Source organism: Qingrenia yutianensis (genome assembly GCF_014385105.1).
GTDB lineage: Bacteria > Bacillota > Clostridia > UMGS1810 > UMGS1810 > Qingrenia > Qingrenia yutianensis.
Window position 1 is genome coordinate 168,463 of record NZ_JACRTE010000006.1, and the last position, 17,834, is coordinate 186,296.

The following is a 17,834-nucleotide window of genomic DNA, read 5'->3' on the forward strand; positions in this document are numbered from 1 at the left end:
TTTAATAACGAAACGTTATATAATTATTATAGGTGTACATATGTTGTAATGTTTTGAGGTGAGATATGAAAAAACCGTTAAAAATCACGCTAATAATCATACTTATTCTGCTTGTCGGAATTTCCGCCGCGGCAATATGGCAGCGCGACAATATCAAGGCGTTTTACCTCGGTATGAAATATTCGTCGCCCGACGAAATTTCGGCGCTTATGGACGATAATGACAAAATTATCGAGGACGCATTAAAGGAATACAACGCCGGCGAAATTGCCGAGCTTGACGAGGAGCAGAAGAAAGAGCTTGAAAGCGGTGCACTTACCGAGCAGGAGGCTATTGATATAGTTCTCGGCAAAAAAGACGGCAAAGGGCAGAGCACAGGCAGTGCAAAAGGTGCAAAAAAAGACGAAACCGACGAAAAAATATCACAGCAGATTGCGAAGATGTACGTATTGAAAGCACAGTACACTTCAGCGCTGGAGGGACTTCGTTCGTCAATAATCGCAGAATACAAAGCATTGCCGAAAGATAAGCACACAACCGCGTCAAAAGAAGCGCTCGGCAAAAAAGCGCTCGGTATGGCGGCAAGTCTTGAATCGTCGTGCGATGCAAACGTAAATGCCGTAATTTCCGAGCTTAAATCAATACTTTCGGCGGCAGGACGTGATATGTCGCTTGTGTCGTCAATTCAAACGGCATACAACAACGAAAAACAGTTAAAAAAAGCATATTATATAAATATGTATGTTAAATAAACGGAGGGGTTCTGATGAAACTTTTTAAGAAAACAGTGTCGCTTATAACGGTACTTGCCGTTGTTTTTACAATGTTTACGGCAAATGTTTTTGCGGCAAAGGCAAGCGATTTTGCCGATTTCCCGACCGACTGGTCGGCAGAGGCTATGAAAGCCGCGGTTGACAACGGTCTTATTTTCGGAAGAAACAATAATGAAATTGTTCCGTACGGATTTTTGACAAGAGCCGAAATGGCGGCAATTATCAACCGCGCGTTCGGTGCGGATAAAACCGCTCCCATTTCGCAGTATGAGGACGTTTCTCCCTCGGACTGGTTTTACACCGAAATGGGCAAAGCAGTAAGAATGCAGACATTCAACGGCATTTCGGATACCGAAATGGCACCTGACGCGTGCATAACAAGACAGGAAGCGTTCACGGTTATTGCGCGTGCAATGGTAATTTCAAACTACGATTACTCCATTCTCGATAAATTCACCGACAAATCCGACATTGCGGACTGGGCGCTCCCCTATTTGACCGCTATGACTGCAAACGGATATGTAAACGGCAACGAAATGGGCGAAATCAAACCGCTCGACTACATAACAAGAGCAGAGTTTGCTCAAATGATGCACAATATGTTTAAAACATATTTCTCAACAGGCGGTTTCAGATCGGGACTCACACTTGACGGAAACGTTATGATTAACACCGAAGCGGTCAGCCTTACAAACGTTGTAATTAACGGCGATTTGGTTATCGGCGACGGTGCAAACGAAACACAGGTTATTCTCACAAACGTTGCAATAAACGGACGTTTGCTCGTAAGGGGCGCAAGCTACGTTCGTCTTAACGGTACAACGGTTGAGGGCGCACTTGTTGTAAACAACCTCAACAATGTTGTATATTTTGACAACTTCCGCACAGAAGGTGTATTTGACCACATTGTTGAAAACACCGCGGCAAAATATAAAGAGGGTACATTCTCTGTTTCGACAAACACCGGTTCGTCGTCATCTTCGAGCAAAAAGAGCGCAGCATACACGGTTGAACGCTATATGCAAAATCTTGATAAAACATACAAACTCGCATCGACAGACGAATTTTCGGGTATCGTAGGCGCACAGGTAAGCGCCGATACGCCTAAATACACAGGCTACACGCTCAACACCTCAAAAAGTAAGGTTTCGGGCACGGTTGTATCGGACGGTTCGCTGGTTTTACAGCTCTGCTACGACCTTGAAGCAAAGGTTGTAACCTTTGACTATCCCGACGGCGTTGTATTCGACGGCGAAAAAACAGACAGCTACGAGGCGCTTTACGGCGAAACCCTTAAACTTCCCGCAAACGTGAGAAAAGAAGAAGGCGGAATAATTTACGCGGTTGACTACTGGCTCAACTCGGAAACGGGCGAGAAAATCTATCCTACAGACGAAGTAAAAGTAACCGATCATATCACTCTTACTCCCGTATTTACAGAGGGTTGTCTTATTACATTTGACGACGACGGCAATATTGTTGCCAAAATCGCGGTTAAGAAAGGCACAAAAATTTCGGATTCGATAAAAGCAATGCCTGAGGTTTATTTTGACGGTTACTGGGAAGCTCCGTATTCCGTATGGGACGGCAAATCGTATCTCCACAAAATTGCGCAGGACTATTGGTATGACAAAGTAGCTGATGTTAAATACACTCTTGACACCGTTGCAAACGCAGATGTTACTTTGTATCCTGCGTGGGCGCTCGTTTCGCTTAACGTAATCGACACAACGCTCGGCAAAAACGGCACAGCATCGGTAGAATACAACTCCGATATGCGCTATGCCGACACGGTTAAGGACTTTATCTTCCGAAACAAAAGCTTTATCGAACTTACAGCATTTGATGATATTAAAAACAAATATCTCGACAAGCTTAAAGCAAACGGCCTTTTGGACGATGCCAAAAACATTTTGAAATATAAGAGCACGCTGACATATACACAGATCTTCGGCGAAGACTTTTTAAGAGAACTTATGCATAGCAACGTTCCCGACGGCGCTGATGCGGACGAATTTGTAAACGCTATTATCGATGAAATGTCTACAACTTCGGCAATCACCGCAACACCCGAAAGAATACCTGTTATCAAAGCTTTGAGTGAAAAGGTAAACAAACTCGAATACAAAGATGTTTCCGACAAAGTTCCGGCAAACTACAAACAGTACCTCTCGCTTGAAGATCAGGAAGACATTTTCTGGAGCGCAAAGGTTGCAACACTCGCACAGCTCCAAACTATTATACTCGCCGGCACAGGCACGGTAGACTGCAAAATTACTTTGAGTATAAATCCCGTTTCGGCGGTTATAATTCCTATGTATGACAGTCTTATCGACAAATACGAAAACACCGCAAACAAGGTTTGGAACGTAAGCGAAAACTACAAAAAACTTATGGAACTTATCTCTCCCGAAAACCTTTTGAACGGCACAAAATCGGAAGAAACAGAAAAAGTTTTGTCGGGTTACAGTCTTAAATCCGCAGACGAATATTACGAAATTCTCAAAGAAGCGGTTGTTCTCTTGGACTATGCAGACGCCGACTTTATGGACGCTGTTGACAACGGCACAATCACAAGAGCGCAGTACGAAGCGTTTGCCGAGATTATGCCCAATCACATCATCTCCTACCTCGACTTGGCAAACAGCCTCGGAAACAGATTTTTCGGTTCGGCATTCAGCGGTGTAACGGCTGAAATGGTTAACAGAAGATTTGCATATCTTACAAACCTGTGCGATATGTACGATTACACAACCGATGAAATGTTCAGCTTTGAGGCAGGTTCCGACACTGCGGACACATATACAATTAACTTCGGTGCACTTAAATTTACATTCAAAAGAAGCGAAGTAAGATACTAAAAAACATCAACGGGCGGACGGAAATCTTTTCCGTCCGCCTGTGTGACATTATGGGATATTTTCTCTCATAATGCACACCGGGAAAGGAATTTTTATGAAAAAATTTACATCATTTATCATTTTAACGGCGTTTATCGTGTCATTATTCGCGTTTCCGCCCGTTCTTGCGGCAGATTCGTATTTTACCGATATTGCGCCAAACACAACCTTGTGCGACGCGGTAAACAAGCTTTTCACCGCAAAAATCATTCTCGGCTACGGTGATTTGACGTTTCGTCCGAACAATCCCATCACCCGTGCGGAACTTTGCAAAATCGTAAATATGGTGTTCGGCTACACCGAAAAAGACCAAAACACATTTACGGACGTTTCGCAAAACGACTGGTATTACGACTATGTTCTCACAGCGAAAAAGGCAGGCTATATAAAAGGTTTTGAGGACTCGACTTTCCGCGGTGACGACTATTTGTCGCGCGAGCAGTTCTGCGCCATTTTAAACCGCACCGCAAAGCCGTTTGAGCTTCCGTTTGACAAGCAGATTACAGATGAAATATCCGACTGGGCAAAAGACGACGTTTACAAAATCGTGTCAAATTATCTTATGCCTCTCGAGGCGAACAACACATTCCGCGCAACGCAGAATATAACGCGCGCCGAGGTTTCGCTCGTGCTTGCAAAATTTGTTGCGGATACTCCCGTAACGCCGACAGAGCCGACAACCCCCGTAATCCCGTCAACAGGCGGTAACACAGGCGGTTCGTCGGGCGGAGGAAACAAAGGCAATTCGGGCGGTAATTCAGGAAGTAATTCAGGAGGTAAAAATGACGACACCAAACCCGATTACACGAACGAGCAGATTGTTGACACATTAAAATCACTCATAAGCCAGCTTGGAAATATCCGCTTTACCGCAGACGAAAATAAGGTTATAACCGAGATTAAAACGGCGGTTAACCTTGCAATCGAGAGCGGTGAAAAAGGCACGGAAATCACACGTGAATACGTTAAAACGACGTATAAAGATTATATCGACAAGGCGCGTTCTTACAAAAGCGAAATGGGCGAGGACGCATTTTCTGAGCTTAAAGCAAAGCTTGTGCGTGAGCTTGACACGCAGACGGTAAACATTTTAAACGACTATTTTATATCGGAAAATTAAGTTAAAACTAAAATTTAAAAGACCTCATCATTTAAATGATGAGGTCTTTTTCTGCCTTAAATCTATAAGCTTTATCTGTAAACAAAAAATCCGTTTCCGACAATCTGCTGTGACTCCGAAAAAATTATAAACGCGTCGGGGTCGATTTTTATAATTTTGTCCTGAAAAGCCGTAATCTCATTTTCTTTGAGCGCGCATACAAGCATTTTTTTGTTGTCACCCGTGTATGCCCCTACAACGTCAACCGCCGTTACACCGCGCGGTGAGGTAGAAATAAGCTTTTGCGATATTTCGCCGCCCTTGTCGGTTATGACGAACGCAAGCTTCGAAATGTTTAGCTTTCGGATAAAATAGTCAACCGAGAAAGTCGAAACAAACACCGTAATAACACCGTATAAACACAGGTCAATCTGCCTGAATACCAAAAGTGATATTACAATCACACAGCCGTCGCACAAAAGCAAAAGCTTGCCTATGGGAAGATACGGAAATTTGTACTGAATAAGTCTGCCTGCAATATCGGTACCGCCGGTTGTTGCGCCCGACGTGAGCGCAAGACCTATACCGAACCCGTAAAGTATACCGCCGAAAATGACGGCAAGAATGGGATTACCGGTAAGAGGCGGAAGATACGAGCAAAGCTGTATAAATATCGAAAATATGCCTGCACCGTAAACGGTCTTAAGCACAAATTTTCCGCCTAGAACCCTGAAACCGAAAAGCAGTAAAACGACGTTGAGCACGGCGTTTGAGAGCGCCGCCGGAAATCCGAACGCATAATAAAGCACCGTCGATAAACCCGACACACCGCCGTTTACAATTTTATTCGGCAAAAGAATACAGCTGACGGCATAGCCCGCCAAAATGCACCCTATAAATGTTAAAACTAAACTTTTGGTATTTTTCTTCAAATTTCTTCACCTTGATTTACTAAAACTTTAATCTACATCTTCGTCAATCGGTCTTAATGTGCCGAAGCCTGCGTATTTAACGCACATCTGACCTGCATCGGTGAGCATAAAGTCAGCCATTTTTTTAGCCCTTTCCTCGCCTTTCGAGCCTTTGATGTATGCAATGTACGTATTGTTTGAAAGCGGATATGTTCCGTCCGCAATGGTTTCGTCGGTCGGATATACACCGTCAATCGCCAAAAGTTTGAGCGTTTTCGACGTGTCATAGAACATATCCATATTGTTAAAATAGTAGTAAATGCTGTAGCCGAGCGCATATCCGGCAGGGTCGGTTGTAATCGCGCCCTGAACGTCGGTAAGTACATTTGACATAGAAACAGACGTTGTTTCGTTTCTTATTTTCTCGTTGATTTCCTTGCCGTTCAGGAAATGTCTTTCCATCTGCGCGTGGCTTCCGCTGTCGTTGTTACGGCAGTAGGGATACAAAAGCGCGTCGGGACCGCCTATTTCGTTCCAGTTTGTATATTTGTTGTCAACATAAATATTTGTAATCTGCTCGCTTGTAAGGTTTTCCGCGCTGTTTTCAATGTTTGTAAAGAAAACCATAGCGTCGTATGCAATGGGCACAAGCTCAATTTCAACGCCGTTTTCTTTTGCAAGTTCAAGAACGTCGCTTGCAGGGTAAACCGACGCAAAAATCATATCAACATCGCCGTTTATAAGTCTTTCGTAAGACGCGTGGCTCTTTGAATGTTTTTGAGGCATCTGCGGGTGCATATAACCGTTCGAGAAAAGGTTTTGATAAACCGCCTCGGTAAACGGATATGTAGATGTAGAACCGTCGATTGTCGGCATTTCTTTGTCAAAGCCGTACTGCACCGCAAGGCTTGACGGATAAACCTGATAATTTTCCTGAATGCGGGCAAGCACCACCGACACTTCAAAACGTGTTATATTCTGCGACGGTCTGTAAAACATAATGCTTATCGGCACACCCTCCGCGTCAAGCTCGGTGCCGTCCTCATAATCAACCGGAACATTATATCCCAATGTGTGATATGCAGGGATTGCCCAATCCGAAACCTTGTCTAAATCCTCCGCAACAACACTTCTGTAGTCTGCAAAATTTTCTTTTGTAACGCTTTTATCTTCGCTTCTCAATCCTGCAAGATATGTTGCTCTTGCCGCGATTGCAACAAACTCTTCACGCGAAATACTCCTTTCGGGTGAAAACTTTGTTTCGGAGTCGCCGTTTACAATTCCGTATTTGTTTGCCGACGCAACAACATCACAGAACCAGTCGTCTTTTTTAACGTCGTCAAACTTGCTTTCTGCACCGTCAACCGCCGGAAGTCCCAAAAATCTCATAACCATAGCAGTTGCCTCGGCGCGCGTGATTTCGCTTAACGGATTTGCTTTGCCCTCGTTGTCGCCGTTTACAACACCGCTGATTGAAAGCTTTTTCATATAATAAAAATCAAACGAATGTTCGTCGTTGTAGTCGGTAAACACTGCTTCGTCACCGATAAATACTTCAATCACTCTGTTTGCATCGAATTTCGGAACGGTTGCGAACATTTTGCCGTCATAATACATCGACAGCGGAATAGGTGTTTTGTCGTCCGAAAAACGCGCGCAAAGACGTGAATATTTTTCATAGCTTTTGCCGAAAAGTTCTTCGCCCCCGGGATAGTCGACGCTCACAACTGTGAACATACCGCCGTTGTCCGTGTTTTCCGTTTCGGCATAGCACGCAAAGCACGTAAACAGTACCGAAAGCATAAGCACAAACGATAAAATTCTTTTTGTTCTTTTCATAAAAATCCCCTCTCCCAAAACTATATATTTTGTTCTAATATCATAGCATATAAAGAGGGGAAAATCAACAACATTTTTATTAAAAAAATATAACAATTTTATGACATAATTTTACAGCACAATTCCGTCCTTGAAGATTGAAATTTCACTGCAGCCGTTTATCTCGTTTTTGGTCTGTTTGCCCGATGCGGTTTCGATTATAAAATCAAAAAATTCATCGGTAAGGCTTTGCATATCCGCCCCGCCAATAAGCGGTGACGCGTCAAAGTCTATCCAGTTTTTCTTTCTCTCGGCAAGGCTTTTGTTTGTCGCGGTTTTAACCGTCGGAACAGGCGCGCCGACAGGGGTTCCTCTGCCTGTAGTAAAAAGTATCATATGCACGCCCGCCGCGGTTAAATTCGTTACGGCAACAATATCATTTCCCGGGCCGTTCAAAAGCGACAGCCCGTTTTTTGTAACAACGCCGCCATAATCAAGAACATCGGCAATCTCTCCCATTCCGCCCTTCTGCACACAGCCGAGCGATTTTTCCTCCAGCGTTGTTATTCCGCCTGCCTTGTTGCCGGGCGACGGATTTTCGTATATAACCTGATTATGGCGTTTGAAGTAATCTTTAAAATTATTTATAAGAAGTACGGTTTTGTCAAATAACTCTTTCGTAGGACATCTTTTCATAAGAAGTGTTTCCGCTCCGAACATTTCGGGAACTTCGGTAAGAACGCACGCACCGCCGTACGAAATCACCTTGTCGGACAAGCTTCCCACAAGCGGATTTGCACTGATACCGCTGTAACCGTCGCTGCCGCCGCATTTTAAGCCTATTTTAAGCTTTGATACGGGTACAGGCTCACGCTTAAACGTATCGGCATATTTTTTAAGCTCGCCGATAAGCTTAACACCCTCGTCTGCTTCGTCGTCAAAATCCTGCGCGTTTAAAAATTTAACACGGTTTTCGTCATATTCGCCGAGCACCTTTTTAAACTCGGCAATATTGTTATTTTCACAGCCGAGTCCGAGCACCAAAACACCGCCCGCGTTGGGGTGATTTACCAAGCCTTTTAAAATAAGCTGTGTAGTTTTCTGGTCTCCCCCGAGCTGGGAACAGCCGAACGGGTGCTCAAAATATTTTGCGCCCGTAAGTTCGGAAAGCCTTTTTGCAATCTTGTTTACGCACCCTACCGTGTTCACAATCCATATGTCGTTTCGTATTCCGACATCGCCGTTTTGGCGCACATAGCCCATAAACGTTTTATCGGTGCAAACGCGCACTTTGAACTTGCTTACCGAATTGAGCGCGATTGACGAGCACATATGTCTGATATACGGATTTTGGAAACGTTCAAAAACGTCGTCGGCATAGTCTGTAAGCTCATCTTTCGGAAAATCGAGCGTCGGAATAATTTCGTCGTAAACGCATTTTTTAACGAAAGCGCTCATTTTTTCGTCTTTCATACAGTCGCCCACCGTTTCAATTCCCGAAAGCAGAGCATACGGTATCATCGACGTGTGCGCGCCGTTTAAAATGCGCACCTTTCTCGTGCGGTAACGCTCGAGATTGTCGGTCACAATTATGTTAAGGCCGGTTTTGTCAAACGGAAATTCCTTTGTGATTTCTTTGGGGCCTTCAATAACCCACAAATGGAAAATTTCGCTTGTGTTCACCATATTGTCCTCATATCCGAGGTCGATTTTTTCGCCGCGCGGACAGCCCGTTACAATGCGGTCTACAAGCGTGTTGCAGAATACGTTTTTCTCGTTAATCCAGTTTATAAAATCATCGCCGTAATTCCATTTTTCAGCATAATCAAGTATGTATTTTTTAAGCGTTGCGCCGTTTTTGTCAATAAGCTCGCACGGAAGAAAAATAAATCCGTCAAGTGATAAATCAAATCTCTTTTTGAGCAAAAGCGTCACCTTTGAGGGGAACGTCACGTTCGGTGCATTTTCTGGCAAATCCGCGTCATTATACGCAATTCCCGACTCGGTTGTGTTCGACACAACAAATCTGAACGACTCATTTTCGGCAAGCTTTAAAAATTCGTTGAAATCCTTGTACGGCTCAACAGTACGCGAAATAACGTCGATAATCTTCTTTTCGACCGTCGGAACACCGTTTTTTATACCGCGCATAATGTGTGTGTAAACGCAGTTTTGCTCCTCCAATTTTTCGCACATTCCCTTTTCTATCGGCTGAACAACAACGACACCCGCGTTAAAATCCGTCTTTTCGTCGGTTTCCTGGATTATTCAGTCAACAAATCCGCGCAAAAAACCGCCCTCGCCGAACTGTATCACCTTTTCGCATCTTTTAACCTTTTCAAACATATATAAAACCTCCGCAAACGTCAAATTATACAAAAATTATAAAACAACATTTTATGTTTTTCATTTATAATATTGCTATTATCACAAAATTTCTTGAATATATTGTTTTTTGCAAAAATTTGTGATAGAATGTCTTCAAAGGTGATAATTATGGACGGATATACATATAAAAATGAAAGATTTTCACATCACAGAATAAAAAACAAACGCAAATTCACAGGTATTCACTATCACGACGAATACGAACTTTACTATCTTATAAACGGCGAAACGAAATATTTTATCGGCGACGAGATTTTCAGCGTGAAAAAGGACAACTTTGTGTTTGTTCCAAAGGGTATGTTTCACAAAACCGACAGCGAAACGTGTCTGCACAACGAGCGGATTTTGGTTTGCTTTGACGATACGCTTTTTAACGACGAAAACCGATACATTGTGAAAGAGCTTTGCAAAACAAAGGTTATGAGCGTGCCCGAAAGCAAGCTTAACGAAATGTCGGCGATTTTGCACAATCTCGAAAACGAGTCGGAGAAAAAGGACGAATATTCCGATTTTTTATTTAACCTCTACACGCTTGAGCTTTTGACGCTTTTGTGCCGATACAGGCGCAAACCGAAAACGGAAATCGAGGGTGCGGAAAAGCTTATTCACGATATTTCGGAATACATCAGCCAAAACTACGACAAGCCGATTACGCTGTCGCTCCTCGGGAATATTTTTTCGGTGAGCGAAAGCCATCTATGCCGAAAATTCAAGGATATTTCGGGCATAGGAATTAACGAATACATAACGTATGTGCGCATTTTGAATGCGGAAAAGCTTTTGAAAAGCGGAAAATATTCTATTACCGACACCGCATTAAGGTGCGGATTTAACGACTCAAACTATTTTTCGACGGTGTTTAAAAAGGCAAAAGGCATAACACCGCTTAAATTTGCAAAAAGTGCGAAAAAATAAATAACCCCCTGTATAGATAAAACCCTGTTTTTTAAATTCAAAACAAGGTTTTAAAACTTTCCGATAAATTTTATTATGCGGATTTTTTATTTTTCTAAAAAATTCTTACTTTTCAAAAACTGTGATTTCGGGCGCTTTCAAAATTCCCGTATTTCGTACCTTGTATTCCTCGCACCACCAGTCACCTTTCGCACGGTAGGTGGCAGGCGTGCAGAGGTCGGCGTTTTCCTGTGCTCTGTGGAGCGGTCCGAAGGTGTTGTAACGAGTGCCGAAAAGCTCAAATTCAACGGTATGTTTTCCGCTTTTTACATTTTTGACATAAACGCCGTACGGCGCAAAAGTCGTGTTTCCGACGTATTCGCCGTCAAATTTAACTTTAACCAGCGCACCGCGGTATTTGTGCGCGCGTATTTCAAGGTCACACTCGGGGGTGTCAATCTCGGTTTTATAAGTGAGATTTCCGCCGTAAAACGGGAGAGTTTGATTTGTTACCGTGTCAAAGAAAATTTTCTCGGCACGTTTCACGATTTTTATATCCGCGCCGTGAAGTTCAACGCCGAAATCACCCAGAATATAGCACGCCTCAAGATTTGTTTTCGTTCTGTAATCAAGCTCGATTTCAATGATATTTGTGCCCTTTTTAATTTTGCCGAGTTTATATTTTTTAATGTCGCGGTCGGTGAAATATCCGCACTCGGTCATATCAATCTGCTCACCGTTAAATGCGATTTTTCCCTTTTCCTCGGTCGCAAACCAAACGTCGCCGGTGTCAATTTTGCTTTCAAATTTGTGAACAAGCTTAACATTATACGTTCTTCCGTCAAACTTTTTCGTCCAGGGCTGTGCGTACCTTCCGCCTCGCACCGGCTCGCCGATAAGCGTTCTTATTTTGTCGTCAACGCGCAGAATTTCAGTGTTTTCCGCAGCCTTTTCGCCGTCTAAATACGCATCGAATTTGTCCGCAATATAAATGTTCGGCTCGGCAAGAGTGTAATCAACCGCGTCGGTTAAGCTGAACAAATAAAGCTTATTTTGCGGTTTTGCAACGTTATCTTTTATGCTCGGCGCGTCGGTTTTTTCGTATCTTAAAAGCAAACTGTCGCTTGCATTAAGCACATAATTACATATCGTTTTGCCGTTTTTATATTCAAACGGAACGTCTGAAATTTCGCCGTTTAATGTGTTGTAAACTTTTACGCTGTATTCGCCGTTTACGGTGATTTTAAGATTTTTTGCAAAGCAAAAATCATAGTCGTGCTTTGCGCCGTGCGCTATAAACAGCCATTTCCCGTTATTATCCGCACGGAGATTGTATATGTAAAAATTATCAAACGTTGTGTTTTCCGTTTTATATTCTCCCGACGGCAGAATATCGAAAATATCAATTTTAACCTCGCGCACATCTTCAAGAGCAGGAATAATTCCGCACTCGTCAAATGTGACATTTTCACATTCTGCAAGTTTTTCTTTCACATCGGCGCAATATGTGCCGTCAATATATTCGGGCGTTCTGCCTGCAACTATCACCTTGCCGTCCGACGAAAATTTCTGCAAAATTTCAAGCGTACTTTTGCGCAGACTGTGGATATTCGGCAGAATAACCGCGCTGTATTCCATTTCGCCGACCTTGAAATTTTTGCCGTTTTCCCTGTAAAGTTTCGGCAGTTCCGCCTCGCAAATAAAGTCAAAATCAATGTTGTTTTTGAGCAGAATATTTGTAATTTTAAGAAAATCCGCGTCGATTTCATCGCGCGCAAGAAGTGTTTTGGTGTCGGGTCCGCAGTTCACCCAGTAGCTTTCAGCGGGGTGGACAACGCCGACGCGGACAATCGGTTTTCCACGTGTCAGTGCGGTGTTGAGCCGTGCAAAGTGATTTTCGATAAGCGGATATTCCTCATACCACGGCGACTGATAATTTATCGACGCAGGGTAATCACGCTTGCCCTCACCGCGCATCGAAAGAAATGCCAAGTGCGGAACGCGGAACGTCACGCCCAGGGCCGCCTGCCAGTCACCCTGAAATTTGTGGTGGCGGAAATCAAAATCCCAGCTTGTGACGCCGTAAAGCTCGGACATCATACCCTCTCTGCCGTATTGATTTTTTGCCGACTGCGCCTGTTTTGCAGTCTGAAACTTAACTCTGTCGCCCAAAAGGTCAATGCCCGGAATGGTGAACGAACGGTAGAAACGCATTGTTTCGGCAGTTGCGCGCGCCTGAATACCAATTCCGTCCTCCTGCATCAAATGTCCCGTAAACGCAATGCCGAGCTCATCGCATTTCGCTTTGTACCGGTCTGCAAATGCGCTCACAAAAAGCTCACTGCGCACATCAAAATAATCGTAGCGCACCTTATAATTTTTATCGCGGTTTTGATAGAAAAACTCGGGCAGACGGTCGAGAATGTCATATCCGCGCATCTTTTTAAATTCGTCCTCAAAATGCGTGCTCCACGAAACGAACAGATTTTTCTCGCTTTCCTCATTTTCAAGCGAAAAATTCGTATATAATTTCGCGTCAACTCCGCTCCACGACGGCGCACTGCACGGCTCGTCGGTGAATATCGACGGTACAGTTTTGCCGAATTCGTCCCCTACCTTGTTTTTGTATGCAGGGAGCGTTATGTCAAAGAATTTTTTCATCGCCTCTTTGTCCATTGAGTCAACAGCCGACTGATTGTTGAACCACTCGGTTTCGGCGGTGAAAAATACATAAAAATATCGTTTCATATTTTTTGCCGTGTCGTCTTTGCCTATTTTTTTGTAGCATTCAAGGTATCCGTCATCGTCAAGCTTTATGTCGTATGCCGAAAGAAAATACGGCTTTGCCTTATCGAGCGCCTCGTTTTTTTCATAAATTTCATCGGGAAGATTTTTAGAAAACGACGCTATTTTTCTGCGGAATTTTTTTGTTTTTGTGACAAATCCGCCTGCCGTGCCCGACGGCCATCTGTCCTCATCGTAGAGATACGCCCTCATTCCGTTTTCTTTCGCCTTGTCGGTGCAGGCACGTACCATATCCATAAACCGGCCGCCGAGATACTCACTCTCCAAGCCGACGCGCGCGTGCATATGAAATCCGCCGAAGCCCATTTTCTTAAATCCGTCAATCTGACGCATCATTTCGTCCTTTTCAAGCGTTGTGTTCCACGCCCAGAACGGTGCACCGCGGTATTCGCTTGTCGGATTTTCAAAAAGTTTATCTGTAAGTTCTTTTTCATCTTTTTTGCTGTAAAACATAAAAAAACACCCTCCTTTAATGCCATTATACAAGTGTATTTGACAAATAAAAAGGTGGTGTTTTTTTAATTTATAGGGTGTTTTTTAATCTCTTTCTGTATTCGGACGGCGTTGTGCTGAAATTCTTCTTAAAAAGCAAATTAAAGAATTTAACGTCACGGTAGCCGACACTGCACATAATTTCATAAACCGATTTATCGGTATTCGCCAAAAGACGGCAACTGTGCTCAAGGCGCACCTTTTGCAGGTGATTTACAAAATTTTCGCCTGTTTCGGTTTTGATATTTTTACTCAAATACGGCACCGAATAATTGAGCATTTTCGCAAGCTTATAAAGCGAAATATCCTCGGCATAATGCTTGTCGATATATTCAAAAGCCTTGTCGGACAAGCTTTTTTCGCGCGCTGTGCCGTTTGATTTTATCGCCTTGCGCACGGTAAGAATTATAATTTCAATAAGATAACACCGAAGAATTTCCTCATAACCGTCTTTTTTCTCGTTATATTCGGGAAGCATTTTTTCGTAAATTTTGCCCACACTTCCGTCGTCGTCGCGGTAGATAACCCCCGACGGCGTACATTCGAGCGGTGCATTTCCGAGCTTTATAAGATAGTTCGACATAAGGCTCGGAAACTTTGTCACGCCGAGCATCGAACCGTCCACAAACGACGGCATAAAAAGGCAGTTTATGATATTTGCGTCGCCGTATTTTTTGGTTGAATAACAGTGCTCGTCGCCTATATCTATAAAGAAGTAATCGCCCTTGTCAATCCGCCTTGTTTTGCCGTTTAACGTGTGCAGAATACTCCCCGACACGACATAGACAAACTCAAAAAACTCGTGGCTGTGCATAGAAATATCTTTCTGCTGCATAAACCGTATCGAAATATTTTCTTCCTTTATAACTTTTTGTTTTGAAAGCTTCATAATTCTAATCCAAATTTACCGTCGGCTGATTGTTCGGCGGTGTTGACGGCTGGGGCGGCGGATTTTGTCCGTTTGAACCGCCCGTACCCTGTGAGGGAGGATTTGCTGTCTGTCCTCCGTTCGGAGCGTTCGCGTCGGGAGGAGGCAGTTTTGTGCCGTCGCCCTGCGGTGTATTCTCGGTGTTTTCGCCCTCGGTATTTTCGTCGGTTTTCTTATGATGGTCGGTTGACGGATTGCAGTAAACAGTCGGCGCACTGCCCTTGCTGAAATATTCGTAATAAACCTCGCACTCGCCCGTCGCAAGCTTACGGCTTTGCGTGCAAAGCGCGGTTGCGGACGACTTCGACGGTTTGTCAAACGTTTTCGGGTCAAGACCTTTATGGACTTTATCCATTACCGCTTTCCAAAGTTTAAGCGCAGGGTTTCCCGAAACGACAATTTTCTGCGGAACGTCATATCCGAACCACACAACACCGCAGTAATACGGCGTAAATGCCGCAAACCATCTGTCGGAGTCTTTATCGGTTGTACCGGTTTTTCCGGCGGTGTCCATACCCGAAATTTTCGAGCCGCCGCCAGTGCCGTTTTCAACCGCGTTTTTCAAAAGATTTCGCATTGTATATGCCGAATTTTCGGAAAATACAACGTTTGACGAATTGCTCGCCTCCAAAATAATCTTGCCCGTCGAGTCGGTGACCTTTGTATAGGTTTTCGGTTTGTTGTAAACGCCCTTGTTGGGGAATACCGAATATGCCGCCGCCATTTCGTAAACCGTGACACCGCGCGTCATACCGCCGAGCGCAAGCGCCGCAAGATTTCGGTCGTTTTCGTCAAGTGTGGTAAAGTGCATTTTCTGCGTTAAATATTCATACGACCTGTCAACGCCCACCATCTGCAAAATGTTTATGGCAGGTATATTCTGCGACTTTTGAAGCGCGCGCATAACCGTCATAGAACCCTCAAAAGTACCGTCGTAATTCTTCGGAGTCCAGCCGTTTATGTTAATAGGCTCGTCTTTTATAACGGTATACTGCGTAACCTTGCCTGTGTCAATTCCTGGTCCGTAAACCGAAAGCGGTTTGATTGACGAACCGGGCTGACGCGGTGACTGCGTGGCGCGGTTTAACACCATACTTCCGCTTTTTTTGCCCCGTCCGCCGACAATGCCTTTAACCTCGCCCGTGTACGGGTCGGTTATAACCATAGCCGACTCGGGTTTGACATCTCCCGACGTTTTCGGAAAACTTGCTTCATTCTCAAAAACTTCTTCCATAGCTTTCTGCACTTTTGCGTCAACGGTGGAATAAATTTTAAGTCCTCCGCCGTAAACCATCTGCGTTGCAATGGATTTGTTGTAGCCTGCTTTTTCGGTTAAATCGGTTATAACGTCGTTTATAACCTTTTCAACAAAATATGAATTCTGTGTGTTTGTGGTGTCAACATTGTTTTCGGTGAACACCAATTCTTCGTCGTACGCCTCGTCGTGCTCAACATCGGTTATAAAACCGAGCTCTTCCATTTTGTCCAGCACAAGGTGCTGTTTCTTTTTGTTTTCTTCGGGATTTCCGAGCGGTTCGTAAAGCGTGGGATACTGCGTAATTCCAGCGATTGACGCACATTCGGCAAGGTCAAGTTCTTTTATGCTTTTGCCGAAATATTTGTTCGACGCGGTTTCAACGCCGTAGCATCCCTGACCGAAGTAAACCGTATTGAGATAAAGCTCCAAAATTTCCGATTTATCAAGCGTTTTTTCAAGCTCAAGCGCTCTGAAAATCTCGCGGATTTTTCGCGCCTTTGTGCGCTCTCTGTCGCCCGTGATGTTTTTTACAAGCTGTTGGGTAAGCGTACTTCCGCCGTAGCCCGAACCGCCCGTAAACTCGCCCCAAACCGCGCCGAGTGTACGTTTTACGTCAACGCCCTTATGCTTATAAAATCGCTCGTCCTCAATGGCGACAATAGCGTTCTGCATTTCCTGCGGAATGTCGTCGATACTCACCCACACGCGGTTTTCGCTGGCTATAATCTGCTCGTAAACCTCGTCTTTTCCGTCTGCACTGGTAGAATACACTGTTGTATTGATTTTAAGCGTAATATTTTTTACGGTGTCGACCATACCGAAGTCGACGCCCGTTGTAAGCCAAATTACAAAAATACAAATCAGCATAACCGCAATGGTGGCAAGCGTGATAAATGTCGTTTTTAAAATCTTTTTAGACTTGCCGCTTTTGTTTTTCTGTTTCATTTTTGCACCTCCGCTTAAGTTTCTGCGCTTGATTTTTCAAGGCAAAAACAAAAAAATTGCGTTTATTTTGCGTTTTTATGAATACTCTATTTAATTTTAGCACAAAATAATTAAAAAAAAGTTACAAATTTTTTTAAAATTGATAAATTTTATACTTGACATTTGGTTTTGTTTGTTATATAATACCATTTGTAGCGCATTGGGATATAGCCAAGTTGGTAAGGCATCGGATTCTGATTCCGACATTTCGTAGGTTCGAGTCCTGCTATCCCAGCCACGTCCGGACAAGCTTTGCTTGTTCCGATTTTTTATTTCATAAAAAATCAGTCACCCGCTCCGCTGTCCCTCCTTTTCCGAAAAAATGCTCGCTCGGTTCGCCTATTCGCTTGCAAGCGCGCTCATTTACGGCTCACAGTCGCTACCACCTTTTTTCGGGATGTTCTACATCGGCAAATATAAATTTGGTTAGCTTTGTTATTTTCGGACAAGCTTTGCTTGTTCCGATTTTTTATTTCATAAAAAATCAGTCACCCGCTCCGCTGTCCCTCCTTTTCCGAAAAAATGCTCGCTCGGTTCGCCTATTCGCTTGCAAGCGCGCTCATTTACGGCTCACAGTCGCTACC

The 17,834-nt window shown here is 43.9% G+C and carries 10 protein-coding genes and 1 tRNA gene; 5 read left to right on the forward strand and 6 right to left on the reverse strand.

Translation table 11 applies throughout. From position 1 onward, the window contains the following. Nucleotides 1–65 precede the first annotated feature (65 nt). The 3 genes from H8706_RS07070 to H8706_RS07080 all read left to right on the forward strand — a co-directional run bounded on the left by H8706_RS07070 (nucleotide 66) and on the right by H8706_RS07080 (nucleotide 4,793). On the forward strand, nucleotides 66–752 hold the full coding sequence (locus H8706_RS07070) for a hypothetical protein (RefSeq protein ID WP_262432064.1): 687 nt from the start codon (nucleotides 66–68) through the stop codon (nucleotides 750–752). A gap of 14 nt (nucleotides 753–766) precedes the next feature. Next, the gene (locus tag H8706_RS07075) at nucleotides 767–3,634 is read left to right on the forward strand and encodes an S-layer homology domain-containing protein (protein ID WP_262432065.1); all 2,868 of its coding nucleotides are present in this window, start codon (nucleotides 767–769) and stop codon (nucleotides 3,632–3,634) included. 94 nt (nucleotides 3,635–3,728) lie between these two features. Next, nucleotides 3,729–4,793, forward strand: coding sequence for an S-layer homology domain-containing protein (locus tag H8706_RS07080; RefSeq protein WP_262432066.1), 1,065 nt, complete (start codon nucleotides 3,729–3,731; stop codon nucleotides 4,791–4,793). Between the two features lie 71 nt (nucleotides 4,794–4,864). Here the strand turns inward: H8706_RS07080 and H8706_RS07085 are convergent, their stop codons facing one another. The 3 genes from H8706_RS07085 to H8706_RS07095 form a co-directional block, all read right to left on the reverse strand. Continuing rightward, nucleotides 4,865–5,704 carry a YitT family protein gene (locus tag H8706_RS07085; protein WP_262432067.1) on the reverse strand — a complete coding sequence of 280 codons (840 nt, stop codon included), beginning with the start codon at nucleotides 5,702–5,704 and terminating at the stop codon, nucleotides 4,865–4,867. 27 nt (nucleotides 5,705–5,731) lie between these two features. Then, nucleotides 5,732–7,522, reverse strand: a complete 1,791-nt coding sequence (locus tag H8706_RS07090) for a substrate-binding domain-containing protein (RefSeq protein WP_262432068.1) — start codon at nucleotides 7,520–7,522, stop codon at nucleotides 5,732–5,734. Nucleotides 7,523–7,633: 111 nt separating this feature from the next. Beyond that, nucleotides 7,634–9,769: a tagaturonate reductase gene (locus H8706_RS07095; RefSeq protein WP_316636701.1), complete on the reverse strand. Its 2,136-nt coding sequence runs from the start codon at nucleotides 9,767–9,769 to the stop codon at nucleotides 7,634–7,636. Nucleotides 9,770–9,997: 228 nt separating this feature from the next. Here H8706_RS07095 and H8706_RS07100 point away from each other — a divergent pair, with 228 nt between their 5' ends. After that, nucleotides 9,998–10,804 carry a helix-turn-helix domain-containing protein gene (locus tag H8706_RS07100; protein ID WP_262432069.1) on the forward strand — a complete coding sequence of 269 codons (807 nt, stop codon included), beginning with the start codon at nucleotides 9,998–10,000 and terminating at the stop codon, nucleotides 10,802–10,804. Between the two features lie 105 nt (nucleotides 10,805–10,909). Here H8706_RS07100 and H8706_RS07105 read toward each other — a convergent pair whose 3' ends face one another. The 3 genes from H8706_RS07105 to H8706_RS07115 form a co-directional block, all read right to left on the reverse strand. Beyond that, the gene (locus H8706_RS07105) at nucleotides 10,910–14,041 is read right to left on the reverse strand and encodes a glycosyl hydrolase family 2 protein (protein WP_262432070.1); all 3,132 of its coding nucleotides are present in this window, start codon (nucleotides 14,039–14,041) and stop codon (nucleotides 10,910–10,912) included. A 70-nt stretch (nucleotides 14,042–14,111) separates the two neighbouring features. Continuing rightward, complete coding sequence (locus H8706_RS07110) at nucleotides 14,112–14,969, reverse strand: AraC family transcriptional regulator (RefSeq protein ID WP_262432071.1); 858 nt, start codon at nucleotides 14,967–14,969, stop codon at nucleotides 14,112–14,114. A gap of 4 nt (nucleotides 14,970–14,973) precedes the next feature. After that, a complete protein-coding gene (locus H8706_RS07115) occupies nucleotides 14,974–17,211 on the reverse strand; it encodes a transglycosylase domain-containing protein (protein WP_262432072.1) in 2,238 nt (745 codons plus the stop codon). 200 nt (nucleotides 17,212–17,411) lie between these two features. Between H8706_RS07115 and H8706_RS07120 the strand changes: the two genes are divergently transcribed. Further along, nucleotides 17,412–17,488, forward strand: a tRNA-Gln gene (locus H8706_RS07120). Nucleotides 17,489–17,834 lie beyond the last annotated feature (346 nt).

What these genes read in the sequence shown, in the direction of transcription:
- H8706_RS07075 (WP_262432065.1), top strand. Translation starts at nt 767, where the DNA reads ATGAAACTTTTTAAGAAAACAGTGTCGCTTATAACGGTACTTGCCGTT.
- H8706_RS07080 (WP_262432066.1), top strand. Translation starts at nt 3,729, where the DNA reads ATGAAAAAATTTACATCATTTATCATTTTAACGGCGTTTATCGTGTCA.
- H8706_RS07110 (WP_262432071.1), bottom strand. Translation starts at nt 14,969, where the DNA reads ATGAAGCTTTCAAAACAAAAAGTTATAAAGGAAGAAAATATTTCGATA.
- H8706_RS07115 (WP_262432072.1), bottom strand. Translation starts at nt 17,211, where the DNA reads ATGAAACAGAAAAACAAAAGCGGCAAGTCTAAAAAGATTTTAAAAACG.
- H8706_RS07105 (WP_262432070.1), bottom strand. Translation starts at nt 14,041, where the DNA reads ATGTTTTACAGCAAAAAAGATGAAAAAGAACTTACAGATAAACTTTTT.
- H8706_RS07100 (WP_262432069.1), top strand. Translation starts at nt 9,998, where the DNA reads ATGGACGGATATACATATAAAAATGAAAGATTTTCACATCACAGAATA.
- H8706_RS07090 (WP_262432068.1), bottom strand. Translation starts at nt 7,522, where the DNA reads ATGAAAAGAACAAAAAGAATTTTATCGTTTGTGCTTATGCTTTCGGTA.
- H8706_RS07070 (WP_262432064.1), top strand. Translation starts at nt 66, where the DNA reads ATGAAAAAACCGTTAAAAATCACGCTAATAATCATACTTATTCTGCTT.